Origin of the sequence: Paenibacillus xylanilyticus (genome assembly GCF_013359935.1) — a bacterium.
GTDB lineage: Bacteria > Bacillota > Bacilli > Paenibacillales > Paenibacillaceae > Paenibacillus > Paenibacillus xylanilyticus.
The window spans coordinates 239025-257859 of sequence record NZ_JABMCB010000201.1; the positions used below are offsets into that span (position 1 = coordinate 239025).

Below are 18835 nucleotides of genomic sequence, written 5' to 3' on the forward strand. Positions count from 1 at the left end.
CGTTAACAGTACGTGGGATCGAGGGGACACATCGGCATTTTTCTGTCGAATGGTGTTCCTTTTTTGTGTTTTATGTAACTAAAATTAATGCGTGAATAAAGTTAAAGACTTATGTCCGCAAAATGCTTGTCTAATTGATGAATGTGATGTAAAGTAAGTTACACGAAATTGTTTTCAACCACTGTTTATTTACATAAACCTCCTCACCATGACATAAACATAACATAACAAGTTATTGTAATGTCTCCCTGTTGTACAATCCTGCATCTGTGAACACTCACATCCATGCGCAACTCAAAAACTGCCTTCATGATAAACCACTGACGTGCTTCATCCTTATAGGAATTAACCATTCATTATTAGATGCTGCCCGATCCTTCCAATCGCAATTACAAACTCAATTACCAAACAAACAAATTTTCACTAAAGACGTTCCTTATCCCATACTTTTTGTTTGCTATCCATCATTTTTGCTCTCATCAAGAGTAGAAGACTACTATTGCTAATTGACCTCAGTTCAATTTTTGAGCAACTAGGCTATTTTCCCGACTCTATACATCTCGTTCTTCATTATTTGATCCATATATTACATCTGTAAATTCGGTCAAAACAAACTTTTAATCCTATTCTATTACAACCACTATCACTGGTATCACAGGCATCTAAAGCCTTTTAAGGATACAAGCAATACACAAGCACCAAACCGATAGCCATCATTGGAGTTTTTTCACGCCAGCATCACACACATTATGAGACAGGGAAGGGTGTTGTACGTATGCGAATGAGAAAAAAATGGATGTCCGGAATCATGGCGATGGCCATGAGTACAGTCTTGATCCTATCGGGCTGCTCCAGCAATGAGGGGGCTGGGAATTCACCTGCTCCGGCCGAAGGCAGCGAACCTCCAGCAGAAGTGAGCGAGGCTCAGGATACGATGATCATGGGCCGCGGTGGCGATTCCGTGGCGCTCGACCCGGCAATTGTAACAGATGGAGAGTCGCTCAAAATTGGACATCAGGTATTCGACTCATTGCTGGACTACAAGGAAGGCGAGACAGAAGTGGTGCCTGGTTTGGCAGAGAGCTGGGAGATTTCGGCGGATGGCCTGAAGTATACGTTTAAGCTGAAGTCCGGCGTGAAGTTCCATGATGGTACAGATTTTAATGCCGAGGCTGTCGTGTTTAACTTCAACCGTTGGAGCGATCCGGCGAGTGAATATAAATTTGAAGGGGATTCCTTCGACTATTATGATTCCATGTTTGGGCCAGAGGATGGCCGTGTCATCAAGGAAGTGAAGGCGATTGACGAGACGACTGTCGAGTTCACGTTGAACCAGCCGCAGGCGCCTTTCCTGCAAAACATCGCGATGACACCATTCGGTATTGCCAGTCCAACGGCGATTCAGGAGAAAAAAGAGAATTTCAAAAGCGAGCCCGTGGGCACAGGCCCATTTGTATTCAAAGAGTGGAAGCGGAACGACTCCATCACTCTGGAGAAAAACCCGAATTACTGGAAAGAAGGATTGCCGAAGCTGAACAAAGTCATTGTTCGTTCGATTCCGGACAACACGGCACGCTTCAATGCGCTGCAAAATGGCGAGATTGATGTCATGGAAGACCTGAACCCGGATGACCTGTCGATCCTTGAAGGCAACAGTGAGTTGCAAAAGATCGAGCGTCCACCGTTCAACGTGGCGTATATTGGCTTTAACTTTAAGAAGAAACCTTTTGACGATGTAAAAGTAAGACAAGCCCTCAACCATGCGGTGAACAAGCAGGGCATTATTGATGCTTTCTTTGCTGGACAGGCTCAGCCTGCGGTGAACCCAATGCCACCGACACTGTGGGGATATAACGATTCCATTGAGGATTATCCGTATGATCTGGAAAAAGCAAAAGCATTACTGGCCGAAGCCGGCTTCCCGGACGGATTGCCTGACCCGGTGACATTCTATGCAATGCCTGTGTCGCGTCCTTATATGCCTGACGGCAAGAAGGTGGCCGAAGCGATTCAGGCTGATTTCGAGAAAATTGGAGTGACCGTTAACATCGAATCGCCGGAGTGGGCGACTTATCTTGATGATGCGAAAGCTGGGGAGAAGGACGACATCTACATGCTTGGCTGGACCGGAGATAACGGCGACCCGGATAACTTCCTGTACACGCTGCTGGATAAAGACGCGATTCCGGGTAATAACCGCAGCTTCTATGTAAACGAAGAATTGCATGTGCTGCTGACCGAAGCGCAGAAAGAAACGGACCAGGACAAACGCGCCGAGCTGTACAAACAGGCTCAAGTCATTATCAAGGAAGATGCACCGTGGATTCCACTTGTGCACACGACACCTATTCTGGCAGGTAAAGCCAACCTGAAAGGTTTTGTACCTTCCCCACTGGGAAGTGAATCGTATGCGAATGCCTACTTTGAATAAGTCCTTGTAAGTTGACTGACTACATTTATTCATTCAAAGCGCTGGTGAACATGTAATGCTTGGCAGAACCCACATCTGGTTGTAACGATCTAAAGCATTCTTGTCTGCCGGCGCTTTTATGATTACATTTTGCATGATACGTCAAAGGCAGGTGAATGTGAAATGAACAGCTATATTGTCAAACGCATCCTTGTGCTTCTGCCCGTTTTGCTGGGCATGACCCTGATCGTCTTTTCTATTATCCACGCCATTCCGGGTGATCCTGCAGAGACCATACTTGGGCAAAAGGCAACCGAGCAGTCCAAGCAGGCCCTTCGTGACCAGCTCGGCCTCGATAAACCGTGGTTTCAGCAGTATTTCGCCTACCTTGGCGATTTGCTCCAAGGAGACTTGGGCACATCCATCCGCACCAAGGTACCTATTGCCCAGGAAATCGTGCCTTATCTGACAGCCACCCTCGAATTAACGATGGCGAGTATGTTATTTGCGGTCATTATAGGCGTTAATGCGGGGATCGTCAGTGCATGGAAACATAACTCCTGGTTTGATTACTGCTGTATGGTCATTGCGCTCGTTGGCGTGTCGATGCCGATTTTTTGGCTGGGTCTGATGGAACAATGGCTGTTTGCCAACAAGCTGCACTGGCTGCCTTCCATTGGACGAATGAATGCGCGTGATCCCGTTGAAGCCATTACGGGTCTATATGTACTTGATACGATGATTGCCGGGCGTTGGGACCAGTTGTGGACCGTAACCAAACATCTGATTCTGCCAAGTGTAGCACTTGGAACGATTCCGATGGCCGTTATTGCCCGGATGACTCGCTCCAGCATGCTTGAGGTCATGAGCTCGGATTATATCCGCACCGCGAAGGCGAAGGGACTCGGTCCGTTTTTTGTCGTATATGGACATGCCCTCAAAAATGCCTTTATCCCAGTCCTGACCGTTATCGGCATACAGACGGGCTCTTTGCTCGGTGGTGCGGTGTTGACCGAAACCATCTTCGCCTGGCCGGGTGTGGGACGCTATATATATGAAGCCATTAGTTCGCGGGACTACCCCGTGATTCAGAGCGGCATTCTGATCGTGGCCTTTTTCTTCGTGGTGATTAATCTGATTGTCGACTTGCTCTACGCTGTGTTTGATCCGCGGATTAGCTATAAGTAGGAATGGTCCATCTCATCTTTCATTCATATCCAAGAAGGGAGACGCCGCATGGCCAAATTATCAACCAACACCGGACAAACTATTGACGCCGCATCGGCACGTACATCCGGTCCATGGCGGGAAGCCTGGAGAACATTTCGGCGCAATCGGCTGGCGCTCGCTGGACTGATCATTATCGTGTTTTTCATCCTTCTGGCCTTCCTTGCTCCATACATTGCCCCTTACGATTACAAGGAACAGGTGCTGACAGACCGGCTGCAGGCCCCTTCGGCAGAGCATTGGTTTGGAACTGATGATCTGGGGCGTGACGTGTTTTCCCGTGTATTGCATGGTGCACGCATCTCGTTGTGGGTGGGATTCTTCTCGGTCATCGGTTCCATTATTGCGGGAGCGTTGCTTGGTTTGATTGCCGGGTTTTACGGAAAATGGGCGGATATGCTCATCTCACGCCTATTCGATATACTTCTGGCGTTCCCGGGCATTCTACTCGCCATCGCCATTGTAGCGATTCTCGGTCCATCTCTGCAAAACGCGTTACTTGCCATAGCCATCGTGAACATTCCGACCTACGGACGGTTGGTGCGTTCACGTGTACTTAGCTTGAGACAGGAGGAATTCATAACATCTGCCCGCACACTGGGTGCGAATAATATGCGGATATTGTTCCGTCATATCCTGCCGAACAGCCTTACTCCGCTGATTGTACAGGGTACGCTGGGCATTGGGACAGCCATTATTGAGGCAGCAGCACTGGGGTTTCTCGGCATGGGAGCGCAACCGCCTGATCCCGAATGGGGCAAAATGCTCTCCGATTCCCGTCAGTTTCTGCAGAAAGCACCGTGGACGCTTATCTTTCCCGGGCTTTCCATCATGTTGACCGTACTCGGCTTCAACCTGCTTGGGGATGGGCTGCGTGATACCCTTGATCCGAAGATGGTGAAATAAAACAAGTAACGCACTCCAGCCTTACGACATTATCTTCTTAAATTCTTCTAAGTTATTGCATCCTATCATTAAGCCGCGCTAAGCCGGTTCGAGTTTGACTCGAGCTGGCTCTTTGTATTGTCTAATTGATTACGTTAAAATCAAATGTGCATGCATAAATGAAGTGTTAATCACCCATTTTGTTAAAATAACGCCCAGCGTATTGACACCCAATTTTGCCATATGTTATATAAAAGAAAGGGTTTAGCACTCCAGACTTCTGAGTGCTAACAAATGATGGTTTTTACTACAGGACTACATATGGAATGATTAATTTATTTCATAGAACGAACTTAGATATTACACGGGAACGAAGCGTGCAGAACCAATCTGGAGAAGCGAAGCGTTCGCCTTTATCCCCGGATTTTTCCATCTAAAATAATGGAATCAAAAAAAATTGGGGATAACAGCGATCGGAAGATGGTTCTGTTTAGCGAAGTGGTATGGTGTAATGTTAAGGAGTTTGTTCTATAACTCCAATTCAATCATTCTATATCCCAAATTGAAAGGAGAACACCCATTCATGGCCAAGAAACAGTTCCAGGCAGAATCCAAACGTTTGCTGGATATGATGATCAACTCCATCTATACCCAAAGAGAAATCTTTTTGAGAGAATTGATCTCCAACTCCAGTGACGCCATTGACAAAATATATTACAAAGCTCTCACCGACGATACTCTCGTCTTCAACAAAGAGGACTACTACATCAAGTTGACCATCGACAAAGAGAATCGTACGCTCACACTGACGGATACCGGAATCGGGATGAGCCAGGAAGAGCTTGAGAACAATCTGGGGGTTATCGCGAAGAGTGGTTCCCTGGCATTCAAGAAGGAGAACGAAGCCAAAGACGGCCATAACATCATCGGACAATTCGGGGTTGGATTCTACTCTGCATTCATGGTGGCGGACAAGCTGACTGTAACGAGTAAAACACTGGGCAGTGACGAAGCGTGGAAATGGGAATCCGAAGGTGCGGACGGATATACGATCTCACCAGCCGAGAAAGATTCCGTAGGTACGGAGATCGTCCTGACGATTAAACCGAATACCGAAGAGGATTCGTATGATGAGTTTTTGGAAGAGTATCGCCTGAGATCCATCATCAAGAAATATTCCGACTTCATTCGTTACCCGATCAAGATGGATGTGACAAGTCAGCGTCCGAAGGAAGGTACCGAGAACGAGTTTGAGGAGTACAAGGAAGAGCAAACCGTCAACAGCATGGTGCCGATCTGGCGCAAAAACAAAAGCGAGCTGACCGAAGAAGACTACAACAACTTCTATATGGAAAAACGCTACGGTTTTGACAAACCGCTCAAACACCTGCACATCAGCGCAGATGGCGCAGTGGTTTACAATGCGATCCTGTTTATTCCGGAGAACACGCCGTTTGACTACTATACAAAAGAGTATGAAAAAGGCCTTGAATTGTACTCCAACGGTGTCCTGATCATGGACAAATGCGGTGATTTACTGCCAGACTACTTTGGTTTTGTAAAGGGTATGGTGGATTCGGAAGACCTGTCCCTGAACATCTCCCGTGAAATGCTGCAGCATGACCGTCAGCTCAGCCTGATCGCGAAAAATATCAAAAACAAAATCAAGAGCCAACTGCAAAGCTTGCTGAAGGATGATCGTGAGAGCTACGAGAAGTTCTATCAAGCGTTTGGACGTCAGTTGAAATATGGCGTATACAGCGACTATGGCGTAAACAAGGATACACTGCAGGATCTGCTGCTGTTCTCTTCTTCCAAAGAGAAAAAGCTGGTGAGCCTGGACGAATACGTCTCCAGAATGCCTGAAGACCAGAAGTATATCTACTATGCATCCGGTGAATCCATTGAGCGGATCGAGAAGCTGCCTCAGATCGAGGGCGTACTCGATAAAGGATATGAAGTGCTGTACTTCACCGAGGACATTGATGAATTCGCGATCAAAATGATCATGAACTACAAGGAGAAAGAATTCAAATCCATCTCCAGCGGTGACCTGGGTATCGAAGACAGCGAAGACAAAGAGAAAAATGAAGCAGAGGACAACGATAATAAAGAGTTGTTTGAAGCAATGCAAGCACAGCTCGCAGGGAAAGTAAAAGCCGTGAAAGCTTCGAAACGCCTGAGAAGCCATCCGGTATGCTTGTCCACCGAAGGTGAATTGACCATCGAGATGGAGAAAATCCTGAAAGCCATGCCGAACAGCGAGAATGTACAAGCGGATAAAGTGCTGGAGATCAACGTGAATCACGATGTCTTCAAGTCCCTGAAAGACGCATTTGCACAGGATAAGGAAAAACTGAGCCTGTACACTAGCCTGTTGTATCATCAAGCATTGCTGATCGAAGGCTTGCCAATTCAGGATCCGGTAGAGTTCACAAACGACATCTGCAAAGTGATGGTGTAACCGCCTCGCCGAGCATTGAGCATTAAATTATGCGCGCAGCTTAACGCTGTCAGCATTTCCTATGAATAGGGCAGCAGGCGCAGCGCTGACCATCTCCACCCGACAGGGCAATTCCGTCCCTGTCGGTTTTTTATTTTCTCCCCCACTAAGGACAAAAATGGGAGACGGTGGGTCATGGGAGCGCTGAATGGGAATATATAAATGGCTAATCAAAGAATAGGGTTTTATCTTTTCAAACAAATAATGAACCAACGGAGTAATGAAGGGGACGGAATCGATTCTGGAGAAGCGAAGCGCTCGCGTTTGTCTCCGGGTTTTCCCCTTGCAGAGGGGAATTCAGAAAACCTGGAGACAACAGCGATCGAAAGAACGATCCGTAACCGGAACGGCCACCGATGCACATTAGCACTTATTTTCTCTTCCTCACCAATGGAACGAATGGAAGACAGAGGAGCAGGGATGCGATGACGGCAATATACAATGACTAGCCATAAGAAAAAAAGGTTGTGAGCTTTTTAGACTATTTAGTTGGAATACAGCGAAAGTAGTGATGGGGACGGAATCGATTCTGGAGAAGCGAAGCGTTCGCGTTTGTCTCCGGGTTTTCCCCTTGCAGAGGGGAATTCAGAAAACCTGGAGACAACAGCGATCGGAAGAACGATCCGTAACCGGAACGGCCACCGATACACATAGCACTATTTTTTCTATTTTTGAATTGTCTGAATGTATTCCTATTTCATGTATATCATTTATTCATTTAGGTGCACGGACGATAGTCTGTCAGGGTATAATAAAAGAAGAAGACTGTACATCACAGTTTGATGTGAGAAGAGATGACAATCGCAGACAGGTTTTGCTTTTCGAAACGACTGATGTTGTGTATAATCACTCAAAATAGAGACAGTCGGCTAGGAGTGATCACATGCAATGGAACGATCTGAGAGAACATAGACAATACCCTGAACTTACGAAACTTGATGGCGCTCGCGCTGCATATGAGCGGGACTATTCCAGACTGATTCATTCACCGACCTTCCGTCGGTTGCAGGGCAAATCCCAGGTGTTTGGTGCCGGGACAGGCGATTATTACCGCACCCGGTTGACCCACTCGCTTGAGGTGGCGCAGATCGCCCGAGAGGCGGCAAGAAGCCTGCTTCGTCGTTATCCCCAAGTGGATTGGAGTCAGGCGGACAGCCCGGGACTTATTATTGATTCGGAAGTGGTGGAATGTGCCGCGATCGCGCATGATTTCGGACACCCGCCTTTTGGACATAAAGGAGAAGAAGTGCTGGACGGCATTTTGGATGACCTGATCAACACCGAGGTCAAGAAGATTATGAAGAAAAGCCGGGGAGCCAAGTCTCCCCAACAGGAACCGGAGATTCGGGCAGAGCTGAAGCGGAAATACGAGCATTTTGAAGGCAATGCACATAACTTTCGTCTCATCATGTTCCTGGAGAAACGGGAGGATATTGATGGACTGAACCTATCTGATGCCGTGCTGCTCGGAATAAACAAGTACCCCTACCCTGGGACCGAGAGCAAGAAAGGCATGTACCATCATGAATGGCAATATATCCATGAGATCCGTAATCGGTGGAGCATGCCGGCAGGCAAAAAGACGCTGGAAGCCCAGCTCATGGACCTTTGCGACGATATTGCCTATTCCGCGCATGATCTGGAGGATGGGATCAAGGCAGGCAAAATCGAAGTGCATGAACATTTCCTGCAGGATCCGCATATCCATCGATTGATTGTGGATAAGATCACAACGCTGGAGGACCTGTTCTGGAACGGATGGACCAGAGAGTCGATTGGGCAAAAAGTAGAAGAAGTGCTCGCTTCGTTCCTGCGTGTCTGGAATGAGAAGATGCCATTCTGCGAGCATGATTACTCCCGTACTCGCCGCGAGGTCAAAGCGTACTGGGTCAGCCTGTTTGTAGGCAGTCTGGGCGTAATTGACGACGGAGACTGGAAAAAGGTCACGTTTGTCCGTGAAGGTGCCGAGGATCTTGATATGCTGCGTACGGTGAGTGTGCTCAAAAGCTTTGCCTGGGTAACCATGATTCGCGACCTGCGTGTGCAGCGCCTGCAAAAACGCAGCGAATGGATGATTAAGCGGCTGTGGGATGCGTTCCTTGATCCGGAAACGTCCAAATCGATTATTCCATCCGACTGGCTGCAGCGATATGAGAAAGATCAGGCCAAGGCGCATCCGATCTGGACCTGGGAGCATATGGTGATTGATTATATTGCGGGTATGACCGATGCGTTTGCTGAGAAAATATACAATGAATTATATGGCCTGAAGGTGGGTTCCATCTATGATCTGGACTAGGGATAGGGAGTGAAACGCTTGGATACAAACACAGGCGAAGGCGCAAACAACACATTAAGCCAGGCATTCAGTCTGGGCGTGCTCGACCTGGTGCCAAGGTTGAATGGCGCATCTGCGGAACAGGCTTTGCAGCAGTCCTTAACATTGGCCCAACAAGCCGAAGCCTGGGGGTATACCCGGTACTGGACGTCTGAACATCATGATATGGATGAGCTGGCATCAGCATCACCTGAAGTGCTGCTCGCGCATATCGGGGCCAGGACCAATTCGATCCAGCTTGGTTCTGGTGCCGTTTTGCTGCCACACTACAGCCCGCTCAAGGTGGCTGAGTCCTTTCGGCTGCTGGGCGCACTCTATCCGGGACGGATTGAACTGGGTCTTGGGAGGGCTCCGGGTGGTGGGCCGCATGCAACTATGGCACTCAGCGGCAATTACTTGCAGCATGTGTCCAAATTACCGGAATCACTGGCCGCACTGACCGAACTGCTCGAAGACCGATACACCTATGAGGAGCATCCGGTATCGGCCCGGCCAATCCCGGAACGTCCCATCTCCCTGTGGATGCTGGGCACAAATGTCAAAAGTGCTGAATTTGCAGCACAGTTTGGGATGGGATATGTATTCGGTCAATTCATGAGCGATGCCGATGGTACGGAGGCTGTAAGGCGGTATCGGGAGGGTTTCAAACCTAGCAAAACCATGCATGAACCAAGAGTTATGGTTGCGGTTAGTGCATTGTGTGCGGAGACAGAGGCAGAAGCTCAAGCTTGGAGTCGAGAAATGACAGATCGGCGCAAAAGGAGTGGACAAGCTGTATCAGCTCTGCCGTCCACCAAGAGAGAGTATGACAATAACACGAATAACAATACCCCCAACAGCGAAGCGAGAGGCATGGATGATGGCGAGGCGCGCAAACACTTTGCTGGAACAGCACCGAAGATCTGGGAACAATTAAGCCAGGTAAGTGAGCGACTGGAGACGAAGCGCTTCCTCGTTGTTACGGCTGGTCCGGATTACGAACGGAGGCTTAAGTCTTATCGATTGTTGGCTGAGGCGGGGAAGGTATTCGTTTGAGTGAGTGACGGTTGCTCGGTTCGTTAGTATCTGCCCTGCCAACGGTCAACCTTGCACGTCTGAAGGGCTGCAGATCGGGTTTACCCGTATGCTGCAGCTCTTTTCTTATTTCACTTTGTGCACGTTACATAATGTATCATTGTTGAAATGTGGTGTGTACGAGGCACAAGATTTTACAAAACAGATCATGTTCTAAACAAAATAATGTTATAATACTTTACGTCAGTTTACCTATGGATATATGATGAAATAGTATTTTACAAGATGCCAAAAGAAGGGTAAAACCAAGACCAAAGTACCGTAAATTCGGATCGGTTCCGAATAAGGCATAAGGGGGAAATCACATGTTCAGCAGATTCAAGATCAGGAGTATCGGTCTGCGTATCAGCATCGCGTTCTATTTGTTAATCCTCTGTTTAATTCTCCTTAGCGTCACCGTCATTTCCCGGTTGAATGCAATGGAAGCCAACACCAATGAGATTACGGGCAACTGGATGCCTTCGATTCAGCAAATTAACCGGTTGAACTATACTACGGAGCATATTTTGTCGTTGAGTTACCGCCACTTTGATGCTCAGGACGAAGACAAGGCTGGGCTCGCTGAAGAGCGTACCAACTATATTCGCGAAACGGTGCAGACCATTAAAATATACGATCAGCAGGAGAAAGCAGCAGATGAACAGGAGCATTGGGATGCATTCAAGACGAAGTGGGCAGCTTACCTCAAGCTGAATACCCAAGCGATCAATTTGAGTGATGAAGGACAATCCCAACTGGCCAAGGAAGTATCGGAAAAAGGAGCTGATTCCTTCGATGCTATGCAGGTCGATCTGGATTATCTGGTGGAATACAATCAGAATCAGTCGGATCTCTCTGCTGCGCAAACGATCAGGTCTGTGCAGGATGGAAGAATGATCATTATTGTTGGGGTACTGATTATGATTGCGATTACGGCTATTGCGATTCCTATTATCCGTTCCCAGGTTGTTAAACCGCTGCTGCGGGTCATCAGTGCGGTGAAGCTGATTGCAGAAGGTCAATTGAATGTGCAGGATGTACATACCAAACATGAAGACGAAGTAGGGCTTCTGGCCAAAGCGGTAAATATGATGAAAGGTAATCTGACTTCCATGGTATTGAATGTCAGACGTATTGCAGAAGCGGTGAATCGTCAGAGCAATGAGCTGGCCATTTCTTCGGAGGAGGTCAAGATCGGCAGTCGCCAGATTGCGATAACGATGGAAGAGTCCGCCAAGGCAGCGGAGAGTCAGGCGGTAACCGCAGTGGAATCGGCACGTACCGTTGAGGGGCTGAACGAGCACATTCAAAAGCATGCTGATCAGGGAAACCAGCTAAGTCTGATGTCAGATCGTGTGCTGGAGCAGGGGTTGAACGGAAGCAGGGCCATGGAGCAGTCGGTGCAGCAAATGCAGCAGATCGCTGGTGCTGTCTCGGCTTCCATGAACCGGATGGAACAGCTAAACCGTAAAAACGAGGATATTTCCAAGCTGGTTCAGGTCATTCGTGACATTGCTCGCCAAACCAACCTGCTGGCATTAAATGCTTCCATTGAGGCGGCTCGTGCGGGAGAGAGCGGACGCGGGTTCGCCGTTGTAGCAGCAGAAGTTCGGAAGCTGTCTGAGGCTGTCCAGACTTCAGTGGAGGAGATTACGGTGATTACCGAAGATATCCAGCAGGATTCCCAAGGCGTAGTTGCAGAATTACGTACGGGCGTTCGGGAGACTGAGCTGGGACAAGAGCATGTGCGTACTTCGGGCAATCTGTTCCAAACTATTAACGAATCGGTAGAGGGAATGGTTCAGGTCATAGGTACAATGACCGCTGGCCTGGAAGGCATGCAGGAAGCGAGCGGGCGCATGAATGATTTTAGCCAACAAATCTCTGCTGTATCGGAACAATCCGCAGCCAGTGTGGAGGAAGTTTCTGCCTCGGCGGAAGAACAAGTAAGCTCCATGGAAACGATCGGCGGCAGCATTCAAACGCTGAAGGAACTGTCTGACGACCTGCTTGCTTCCATCGAGAAATTAAAAATATAAACCTTCTTCTTATAATAGAAGAAACATGAAGGACGGCTATGGTTTTGACTGATTCAGAAAGAAGTTTAACCCACAAAAAATATGTGTATACTTTTGCCTGTCATGAAAATGAACGTGAATTATGTACGCTTGAGCTTAGTACAATGTTTGGTTTGGATTCGGCGGCACATTTGGATTCCAGGTCATATGTCCGGTCCAATATTAACGTTCCACCAGGCAGAAGTCCATTTATCCATGGGAGGCTGGATGTGTTATCGGAAGCTGACACGGTGAATGACCTGCTTCCAGCTGCTGCGCGTATCCACTTGCTTCCGGAACAAACGTTCAAGGTAGTTTGTCTGAAAGAAGGAGATCATATGCCTGACTATGACCGTTCCCGCCAGTTGGAGCGAGAAGTGGGGATGTGCATCAGAGGCAAGGCACAGATGAAACAGCCGAAAGTGACTTTTGGACTAATAAAGACAGGTGAAAAATGGATCTTGGGTCAGTGGACAGTTGCGGATCGCTCGTGGCAAAGTCATCAGCAAAAGCCGCAAAATTATTCAACCGGTCTCGGCGTTACACTAGCGAGAGCGCTCGTCAATATAGCCATACCGAAAGTGGAAAACCACCGGCTGCTTGATCCATGCTGCGGCATGGGTACGGTAGTCATTGAAGCTCTGTCCATGGGCATCGAAACAAGAGGAAACGATCTGAATCCTTTGGCGGTTCAGGGAGCGCGAATCAATCTTCCGCACTATGGCTATGATCCGGCTTGCATCACGCTTCGGGACATGAATGAATTAGACGGTACTTACGACGCGGCAATTTTGGACATGCCCTACAATCTGTGCTCCGTTCTCCCGGATGAAGAACAGCGGCGCATGCTGACAAGTCTGCGCAGGCTGACGAAACGAGCCATAGTTGTATCCACCGAATGGGTGGAAGAGCATCTGCTCGCAGCGGGATGGGAAGTGAATCAGTATTGCACCGTTCGTAAAGGAACGTTTATACGTCACATTTGGTTATGCACATAGTTATATAATAGAAGAAACCTCCATGCCGGAATGAAACAATTTCCGATGTGGAGGTTTTTTTATTTCGATTTTTAGAAATAATAGTAAAGCATTTGTACAATTATGCATGGAAAATAGCGGATGAATTAGTATTTATGACTATAGTCAACCAAGTTGCGTGGGAGTGTTTTGCCAGCCAGATGAGCTTCCAGATTTTCTACAAAAATATCCAGCGCACGATCGGTATATTGCTCCGTACTTCCTGCGATATGGGGAGTAATTAACACATTGTCCATTTTCCATAACGGGTGTTCTGCAGGAAGGGGCTCTTCCTCAAATACATCGAGTGCAGCAAAGGCAATATGCCCACTGTCCAGGGCATGAAGCAGCGCTTCCGTGTTCACGCTTGGACCTCGTCCTACATTTACGAAGCAGGAACCTGGTTTGAAATGTTCGAATGCAGTCTGATCATATAAATGGTGGGTTTCGTCAGTAAGGGGCAGTATGTTAATGACATAATCACCTTTGCCCAAAGCTTCATGCAGTCCGGACATGTCGTACATGTGGTCCACATTAGGGACGTCCTTGCCGGAACGGCGAACCCCAATCACATTCAGGCCAAAGGCCTTGAGAATACGGGCTGTCTCGGTGCCGATTTCTCCTACACCTACAATAACGGCTGTTTTGCCGTGCAGTTCTGGCAGAGGTTTGCCGGGAGCTTTCCACTCGGCTTCTTGTTGATGAAGCATGGCTTGTCTCAGCCAGCGGCTGTGCGATAACATCATGCCTATAATAATTTCGGTGATTGGAATGGCATGTACGCCATTTGCACTGGTCACCTGAATGTTTTTTTGTTCCAAATCCGAAAATGGGAGGTTATCCACACCAGCGGACCAGACCTGGATCCACTTCAGTGAACTGTCTTCATTTAGTGCATGTTCAGTGACAAGGGGAGACCAGCCTACAATGATTTCAGCTTCCTTTAACTCTGCTGGGTCAATTTCCTTGGCTTTGCCAACGGTCAGTGAATAGCCTGGTGCGGCATCTAAAATGCGCTGCTTCTGCTCCGTAGATAAAGATGGAAAACATACAATTTTACCCATAGTGTGTAACCTCCTGAATTCAATTGATTTTGTGAGTTAAGTGTAGCAGATTTGAGAAGATTATGCAGAAAGGCAGGAATACAGCCTCATGTGCAAGTGCCGACACTTGTGTCAATCTATAATTACCCAGCTTGAAACAATACATAGGAATATGAAATAATAGAACGAACTTTAGAGAGGTGTATACGATGATGAATAACTATTCATATACGGATCTACCATCACGGCGGGAAAGATTGTTTACAGCGATTCGCCTTCCGGCAGCTGTTCAGGAGTCCATCCAATTTGATGCAGGGCTGGTGAAGAACAAGCTCGACTTTCGCAAATGGACGGATCATCGGGATTATCACATTACCTTGCAATTTCTGGGTGATACACTCGTGAGTGATATCGGGCATCTGCGCAAAGCGCTGCGCACAGCCAGCAGTGGATTTCAGCCGTTTGAACTGCAAACTTCCGGGTGGGGGACTTTTGGTCTCAAGGATGCACCGAAGGTTTTGTGGAAGGGTGTGGACGGAGAACTGGAGTCATTGAATCGACTGCACAATAAGATTGTGGAGGCCACATCGGCTCTTGGGTATGTATCAGAATTAAGACCGTATTCGCCACACATTACAATTGCGCGAAAATTTCTGGGTTTGCTTCCAGGAAATGAAGATAAAGGGATTATTGGAGTGCTTCCGGAACATTCCTTGGGTGCTAAATCATGGCTGGTAGAGGACTTTGTACTTTATGTGACAAGGCTGGGACAATCGCCAATGTATGAGGTTGTGGATACGTTTTCATTTTCCTGAAACTCGTTTTTATGACATAAAATCACATTGACATTACGTTTATCCCTATGTAATATTAGCCATCGTTATTCAAATTCTTTTTTTTGGGTTACTTAGTTAAGGGAATTGTTGCGACAGGAGGAATCTTCGAATGGATATCATAAGCAAGAATCGTTGGGTAGCACCGATGTTATCTGTGCTGCTTGTATGTATAGTGGGGGTTAATGTAGTTCAGGCAACTGGAAAGTGGAACGAGGCAAGTGATAGTAGACAGATGACTGAACTTGCGTCTTCTGTGCAAAATAACGGATCAACTTCTTCTGAAGGGGACAGGCGAATGATGGTAGACGGGACAAGTCTGTCTGCTGAACCATCGGTTCATTCTGCAAACTGGACAGTTTCACTGCCAGCCAAGGACTGGCTTACGGCTGCTCAGGAAGAGCAGGAACTGAACAAAGCCAAGGCCAAACAGAAGGCCAAAGCTGCGGCTGCGGCGAAAGCCAAAAATGAAGCTGCCTTGAAATTGGCCAAAATAGAGAAGGCCAAAGCGGCTGCTGCATTAACAACTCCCCCCCAAAAACTTTACTTTACGCGGACCAAACTTCTGACGCAGGAAGAATCGAAACTTGCAACCTGGTCATACAGTGTGTCCGATAAAGAGCTGCTTCTGCTGCAAAAAATTGTCATGGCAGAGGCGGAAGGTGAACCGTACGAAGGCAAAGTGGCAGTTGCCAATGTTGTCTTAAACCGGCTGCGGTCAGCCAATTTTCCCGATTCCATTTACAAGGTAATCTATCAGAAATCCCAATTCAGTCCAGTAGCCAACGGGCGTCTGAAGCGTATGGTTCCCAATGAGGACAGCGTAAAGGCAGTCAATGCTGCATTGAACGGGCAGAAGGAAGTCGCCGATGATACGTATTATTTCCTTTCATTGACGCTTGCCGATGATCTGACAGTTGCCCATTCCAAGAAAAAAGTAAAAACGATTGGTCATCATACTTTTTACAAGTAATTGACCTGTAAATTCTGCAAACAGGCGGGGTAGTTAACTGTGTTTACATTACACTAGCCCTGAAATGTCCTGAAACGGAGTTTTATTTCAATATTTGAAATGATCTTTATATTCTAAATTACCCTTTTTTCTGGTAAATCATACGTCATATGAAATGAAATTGAAGAAGGTTCCCTTCCAAAATGCGGAGGGGAACCTTTTTGTGTGCTTTTATATTTATGGTATCAGATCTTAGACCAGGACTTGCGTATCCTCAACCAACACCCTCGTAGAGACGTTACAAGGGCCCTTAGAAGACTTAGAATGGAATTCGGGTACCTGACAGCGTCGTGGCAGGAATTCCGGCTTTGAAGCGTTCCTTGGACGTGGAGGAGAACTCGGCTGTAGCCGGGAACAATAATTCATGTACAGCCTGTGCACAAGACGTAGGATCATAGGACTGTCGGTTCCATGGTTTGCGCACAACTTTCAGCTGGCTTTCAGCTTCATGCGGTGTCTCGGCCCGCTCGCATAATTGTCTGAAGCGCTTGGTAATCACGTCTGATGAATGTATAACCTGACCATATCCGGCTTGTACAAAATACTCACAGTTTTCTTCTTCCTGGCCTGGGAGCGGTGGAATGAATAACATGGGCAGCCCTTTGGCCAAGGCTTCGGTGCAAGTCATGCCGCCTGGTTTTGTAATGAGTACATCGGAAACGTCCATCAGCTTGCTTACTTCACGGGTGTAACCGAGAATGCGGATGTTCGGATGCTGGAAGCAGGACATCTCCTTCATTTTGGCGATCATTTTCTCGTTGCTTCCGAGACAGAACACGAGCTGTATCCGATCCGCCCAGGAGGTTAATAGTTTCATATGCTCTTCGTCAAAAGAAAGTCCCCAGCCACCGCCCATCAGCAGTGCCGTTGGCATGTTTTGCAATCCCATTTCCTGACGGAGGCGCACTTTGTCACCTGCTTCCCAAAAATCAGGATGCACGGGAATTCCCGTCACCTGGATTCGGGACGGATCGACTCCGCGGATTTCGAGCAGTGCTTTCACCTGAGGGGTGGAGACGAGATACTGGTTTACTTCCGGGTTGATCCATGTGCCATGTACATCGTAGTCGGTGATAACGGTATACAGTGGGATGTTAAGCCCCTGACGTTTCAGCCGGGAAATAACCGCATTCGGAAACGGATGGGTGCAAATTACGGCATCCGGCTTCAATTGGGATACAACCTGTGCGGTCTGAGTATAAAAAATCCGATGCAGAGCGAGTTTGGTGAGTCCGTTCAACGATTTATTATATTGTGTCCGATACAGCATGCTGACGAGTTTGGGCTGGACGGATAATGTTTTTCGATAAGCGGAAAAAATAAGCGGGGCCACCGTCGGATTCAAAAATTTGCCGAGTTCGATGACACGACTATGGACATGTGGACTGACCTTTTTGATGCCGCTTGCCAGTGCATGGGCGGCTTGGGTGTGACCGGTGCCGAAACCTTCGGATAATAAGAGCACTCTTGGTTTTCGCATGAGTTCACCTTTATTCATAAATTTAAATTTGATAAGTTCCCCGTTATGCCGTACCCTTCATTACTACATGAATATACAGCGAAACGGAAAATGATGTTCATTCCATAAATATTTACACGGAACTCGATGTTCTGAGACAGTCCATCTTCGTTCTATCCGTATTATTGGAACCATCATACACTATAGACGACGATTGAATCACTTTCCACTGCATTTCGGTTAAAATAAATTAACACAAATTTGTAATGTTAGGGTTGCAATCTGTTGACGAAGGTGATAATGTAATTTTTGACCGAATGACCAGATTGTATTTTTGGTCATTTCATGAGGTGAATTCAATTAAAGGAGGGGATATGATGGCTCCGATTGACCGGAGGCAGCAGGTCATCCATGCAGCAGCTCAGTCGTTCGCCATGTTTGGATACAAAGCTACCACGATGGATCAGGTAGCCAAGATTGCGAATGTTGGCAAAGGAACAATTTACACCTTTTTTACGAACAAGGAGCAGCTGTTTGATCAGATTCTGGTAGAAGTGATCCAGGAGATGAAGAACATTGCTCACCGTGAAGTTCATCAGGAAAGTGCCTTTTTTGATAACCTGTTTCGTGTGCTGGATTCATTGCTGGAATTCCGTCGTGACCATGACTTACTGATTAAGTTGTCCCAGGAGCTCAAGGATTTTGGAACAGTTCAGGCCAAGGAAGGACTGGACAAGGTGGAGAAGGTCATTTCCGATTTCTTGTCCAAGGAGCTGGAGAAAGCCAGAGACAGCGGTGAGATTCGGGATTGTGATCCGCAAGTAGTGGCCTTCATGATGATCCGGTTGTACACCGCGCTCACCTCCGATTGGAACAAGCAGCATGAACCGCTCAGCAAAGAGGAAATCAAAAATTACTTTCGCCTTTTCTTAATGGAAGGAATTGCTGCCATCACTTAATTTGAAAATTCCCTACTATAATATGGGTTATTTACTAACG

Annotated in this window: 14 protein-coding genes; 12 read left to right on the top strand and 2 right to left on the bottom strand. The window is 47.4% G+C overall.

What is annotated here, in order from left to right:
• Positions 1-781: 781 nt before the first annotated feature.
• From HP552_RS25350 to HP552_RS25390, 9 genes are all read left to right on the top strand, one after another.
• Positions 782-2431 (top strand): ABC transporter substrate-binding protein, encoded by a 1650-nt coding sequence (locus tag HP552_RS25350; protein ID WP_175398417.1) that lies wholly within the window; start codon positions 782-784, stop codon positions 2429-2431.
• Positions 2432-2593: 162 nt separating this feature from the next.
• Positions 2594-3598, top strand: coding sequence for an ABC transporter permease (locus HP552_RS25355; RefSeq protein WP_175398161.1), 1005 nt, complete (start codon positions 2594-2596; stop codon positions 3596-3598).
• 48 nt (positions 3599-3646) lie between these two features.
• Entirely contained in the window at positions 3647-4543 is an 897-nt protein-coding gene (gene nikC / locus HP552_RS25360) for a nickel transporter permease (protein ID WP_175398162.1), read from the top strand.
• Between the two features lie 562 nt (positions 4544-5105).
• Positions 5106-6986 carry a molecular chaperone HtpG gene (gene htpG, locus HP552_RS25365; protein ID WP_175398163.1) on the top strand — a complete coding sequence of 627 codons (1881 nt, stop codon included), beginning with the start codon at positions 5106-5108 and terminating at the stop codon, positions 6984-6986.
• Between the two features lie 201 nt (positions 6987-7187).
• Entirely contained in the window at positions 7188-7454 is a 267-nt protein-coding gene (locus HP552_RS25370) for a hypothetical protein (RefSeq protein WP_175398164.1), read from the top strand.
• 454 nt (positions 7455-7908) lie between these two features.
• Positions 7909-9324, top strand: coding sequence for a deoxyguanosinetriphosphate triphosphohydrolase family protein (locus tag HP552_RS25375; protein ID WP_175398165.1), 1416 nt, complete (start codon positions 7909-7911; stop codon positions 9322-9324).
• 18 nt (positions 9325-9342) lie between these two features.
• Entirely contained in the window at positions 9343-10398 is a 1056-nt protein-coding gene (locus HP552_RS25380; RefSeq protein WP_175398166.1) for an MsnO8 family LLM class oxidoreductase, read from the top strand.
• Positions 10399-10742: 344 nt separating this feature from the next.
• Entirely contained in the window at positions 10743-12455 is a 1713-nt protein-coding gene (locus HP552_RS25385) for a methyl-accepting chemotaxis protein (RefSeq protein ID WP_175398167.1), read from the top strand.
• A gap of 44 nt (positions 12456-12499) precedes the next feature.
• Positions 12500-13471: a TRM11 family SAM-dependent methyltransferase gene (locus HP552_RS25390; RefSeq protein ID WP_246311046.1), complete on the top strand. Its 972-nt coding sequence runs from the start codon at positions 12500-12502 to the stop codon at positions 13469-13471.
• A 125-nt stretch (positions 13472-13596) separates the two neighbouring features.
• On the opposite strand, the gene HP552_RS25395 is transcribed toward HP552_RS25390, so the two are convergent.
• Positions 13597-14553 (bottom strand): D-2-hydroxyacid dehydrogenase, encoded by a 957-nt coding sequence (locus HP552_RS25395; RefSeq protein ID WP_175398169.1) that lies wholly within the window; start codon positions 14551-14553, stop codon positions 13597-13599.
• A gap of 188 nt (positions 14554-14741) precedes the next feature.
• Between HP552_RS25395 and thpR the strand changes: the two genes are divergently transcribed.
• Both thpR and HP552_RS25405 read left to right on the top strand, forming a co-directional pair.
• Positions 14742-15347 (top strand): RNA 2',3'-cyclic phosphodiesterase, encoded by a 606-nt coding sequence (gene thpR, locus HP552_RS25400; RefSeq protein ID WP_175398170.1) that lies wholly within the window; start codon positions 14742-14744, stop codon positions 15345-15347.
• A 130-nt stretch (positions 15348-15477) separates the two neighbouring features.
• Positions 15478-16338, top strand: a complete 861-nt coding sequence (locus HP552_RS25405) for a cell wall hydrolase (RefSeq protein ID WP_175398171.1) — start codon at positions 15478-15480, stop codon at positions 16336-16338.
• Positions 16339-16636: 298 nt separating this feature from the next.
• On the opposite strand, the gene HP552_RS25410 is transcribed toward HP552_RS25405, so the two are convergent.
• Positions 16637-17857, bottom strand: a complete 1221-nt coding sequence (locus HP552_RS25410) for an MGDG synthase family glycosyltransferase (protein ID WP_175398172.1) — start codon at positions 17855-17857, stop codon at positions 16637-16639.
• Between the two features lie 356 nt (positions 17858-18213).
• On the opposite strand from HP552_RS25410, the gene HP552_RS25415 reads away from it, so the two are divergent.
• Positions 18214-18795, top strand: a complete 582-nt coding sequence (locus HP552_RS25415; RefSeq protein WP_175398418.1) for a TetR/AcrR family transcriptional regulator — start codon at positions 18214-18216, stop codon at positions 18793-18795.
• Positions 18796-18835: the final 40 nt, after the last annotated feature.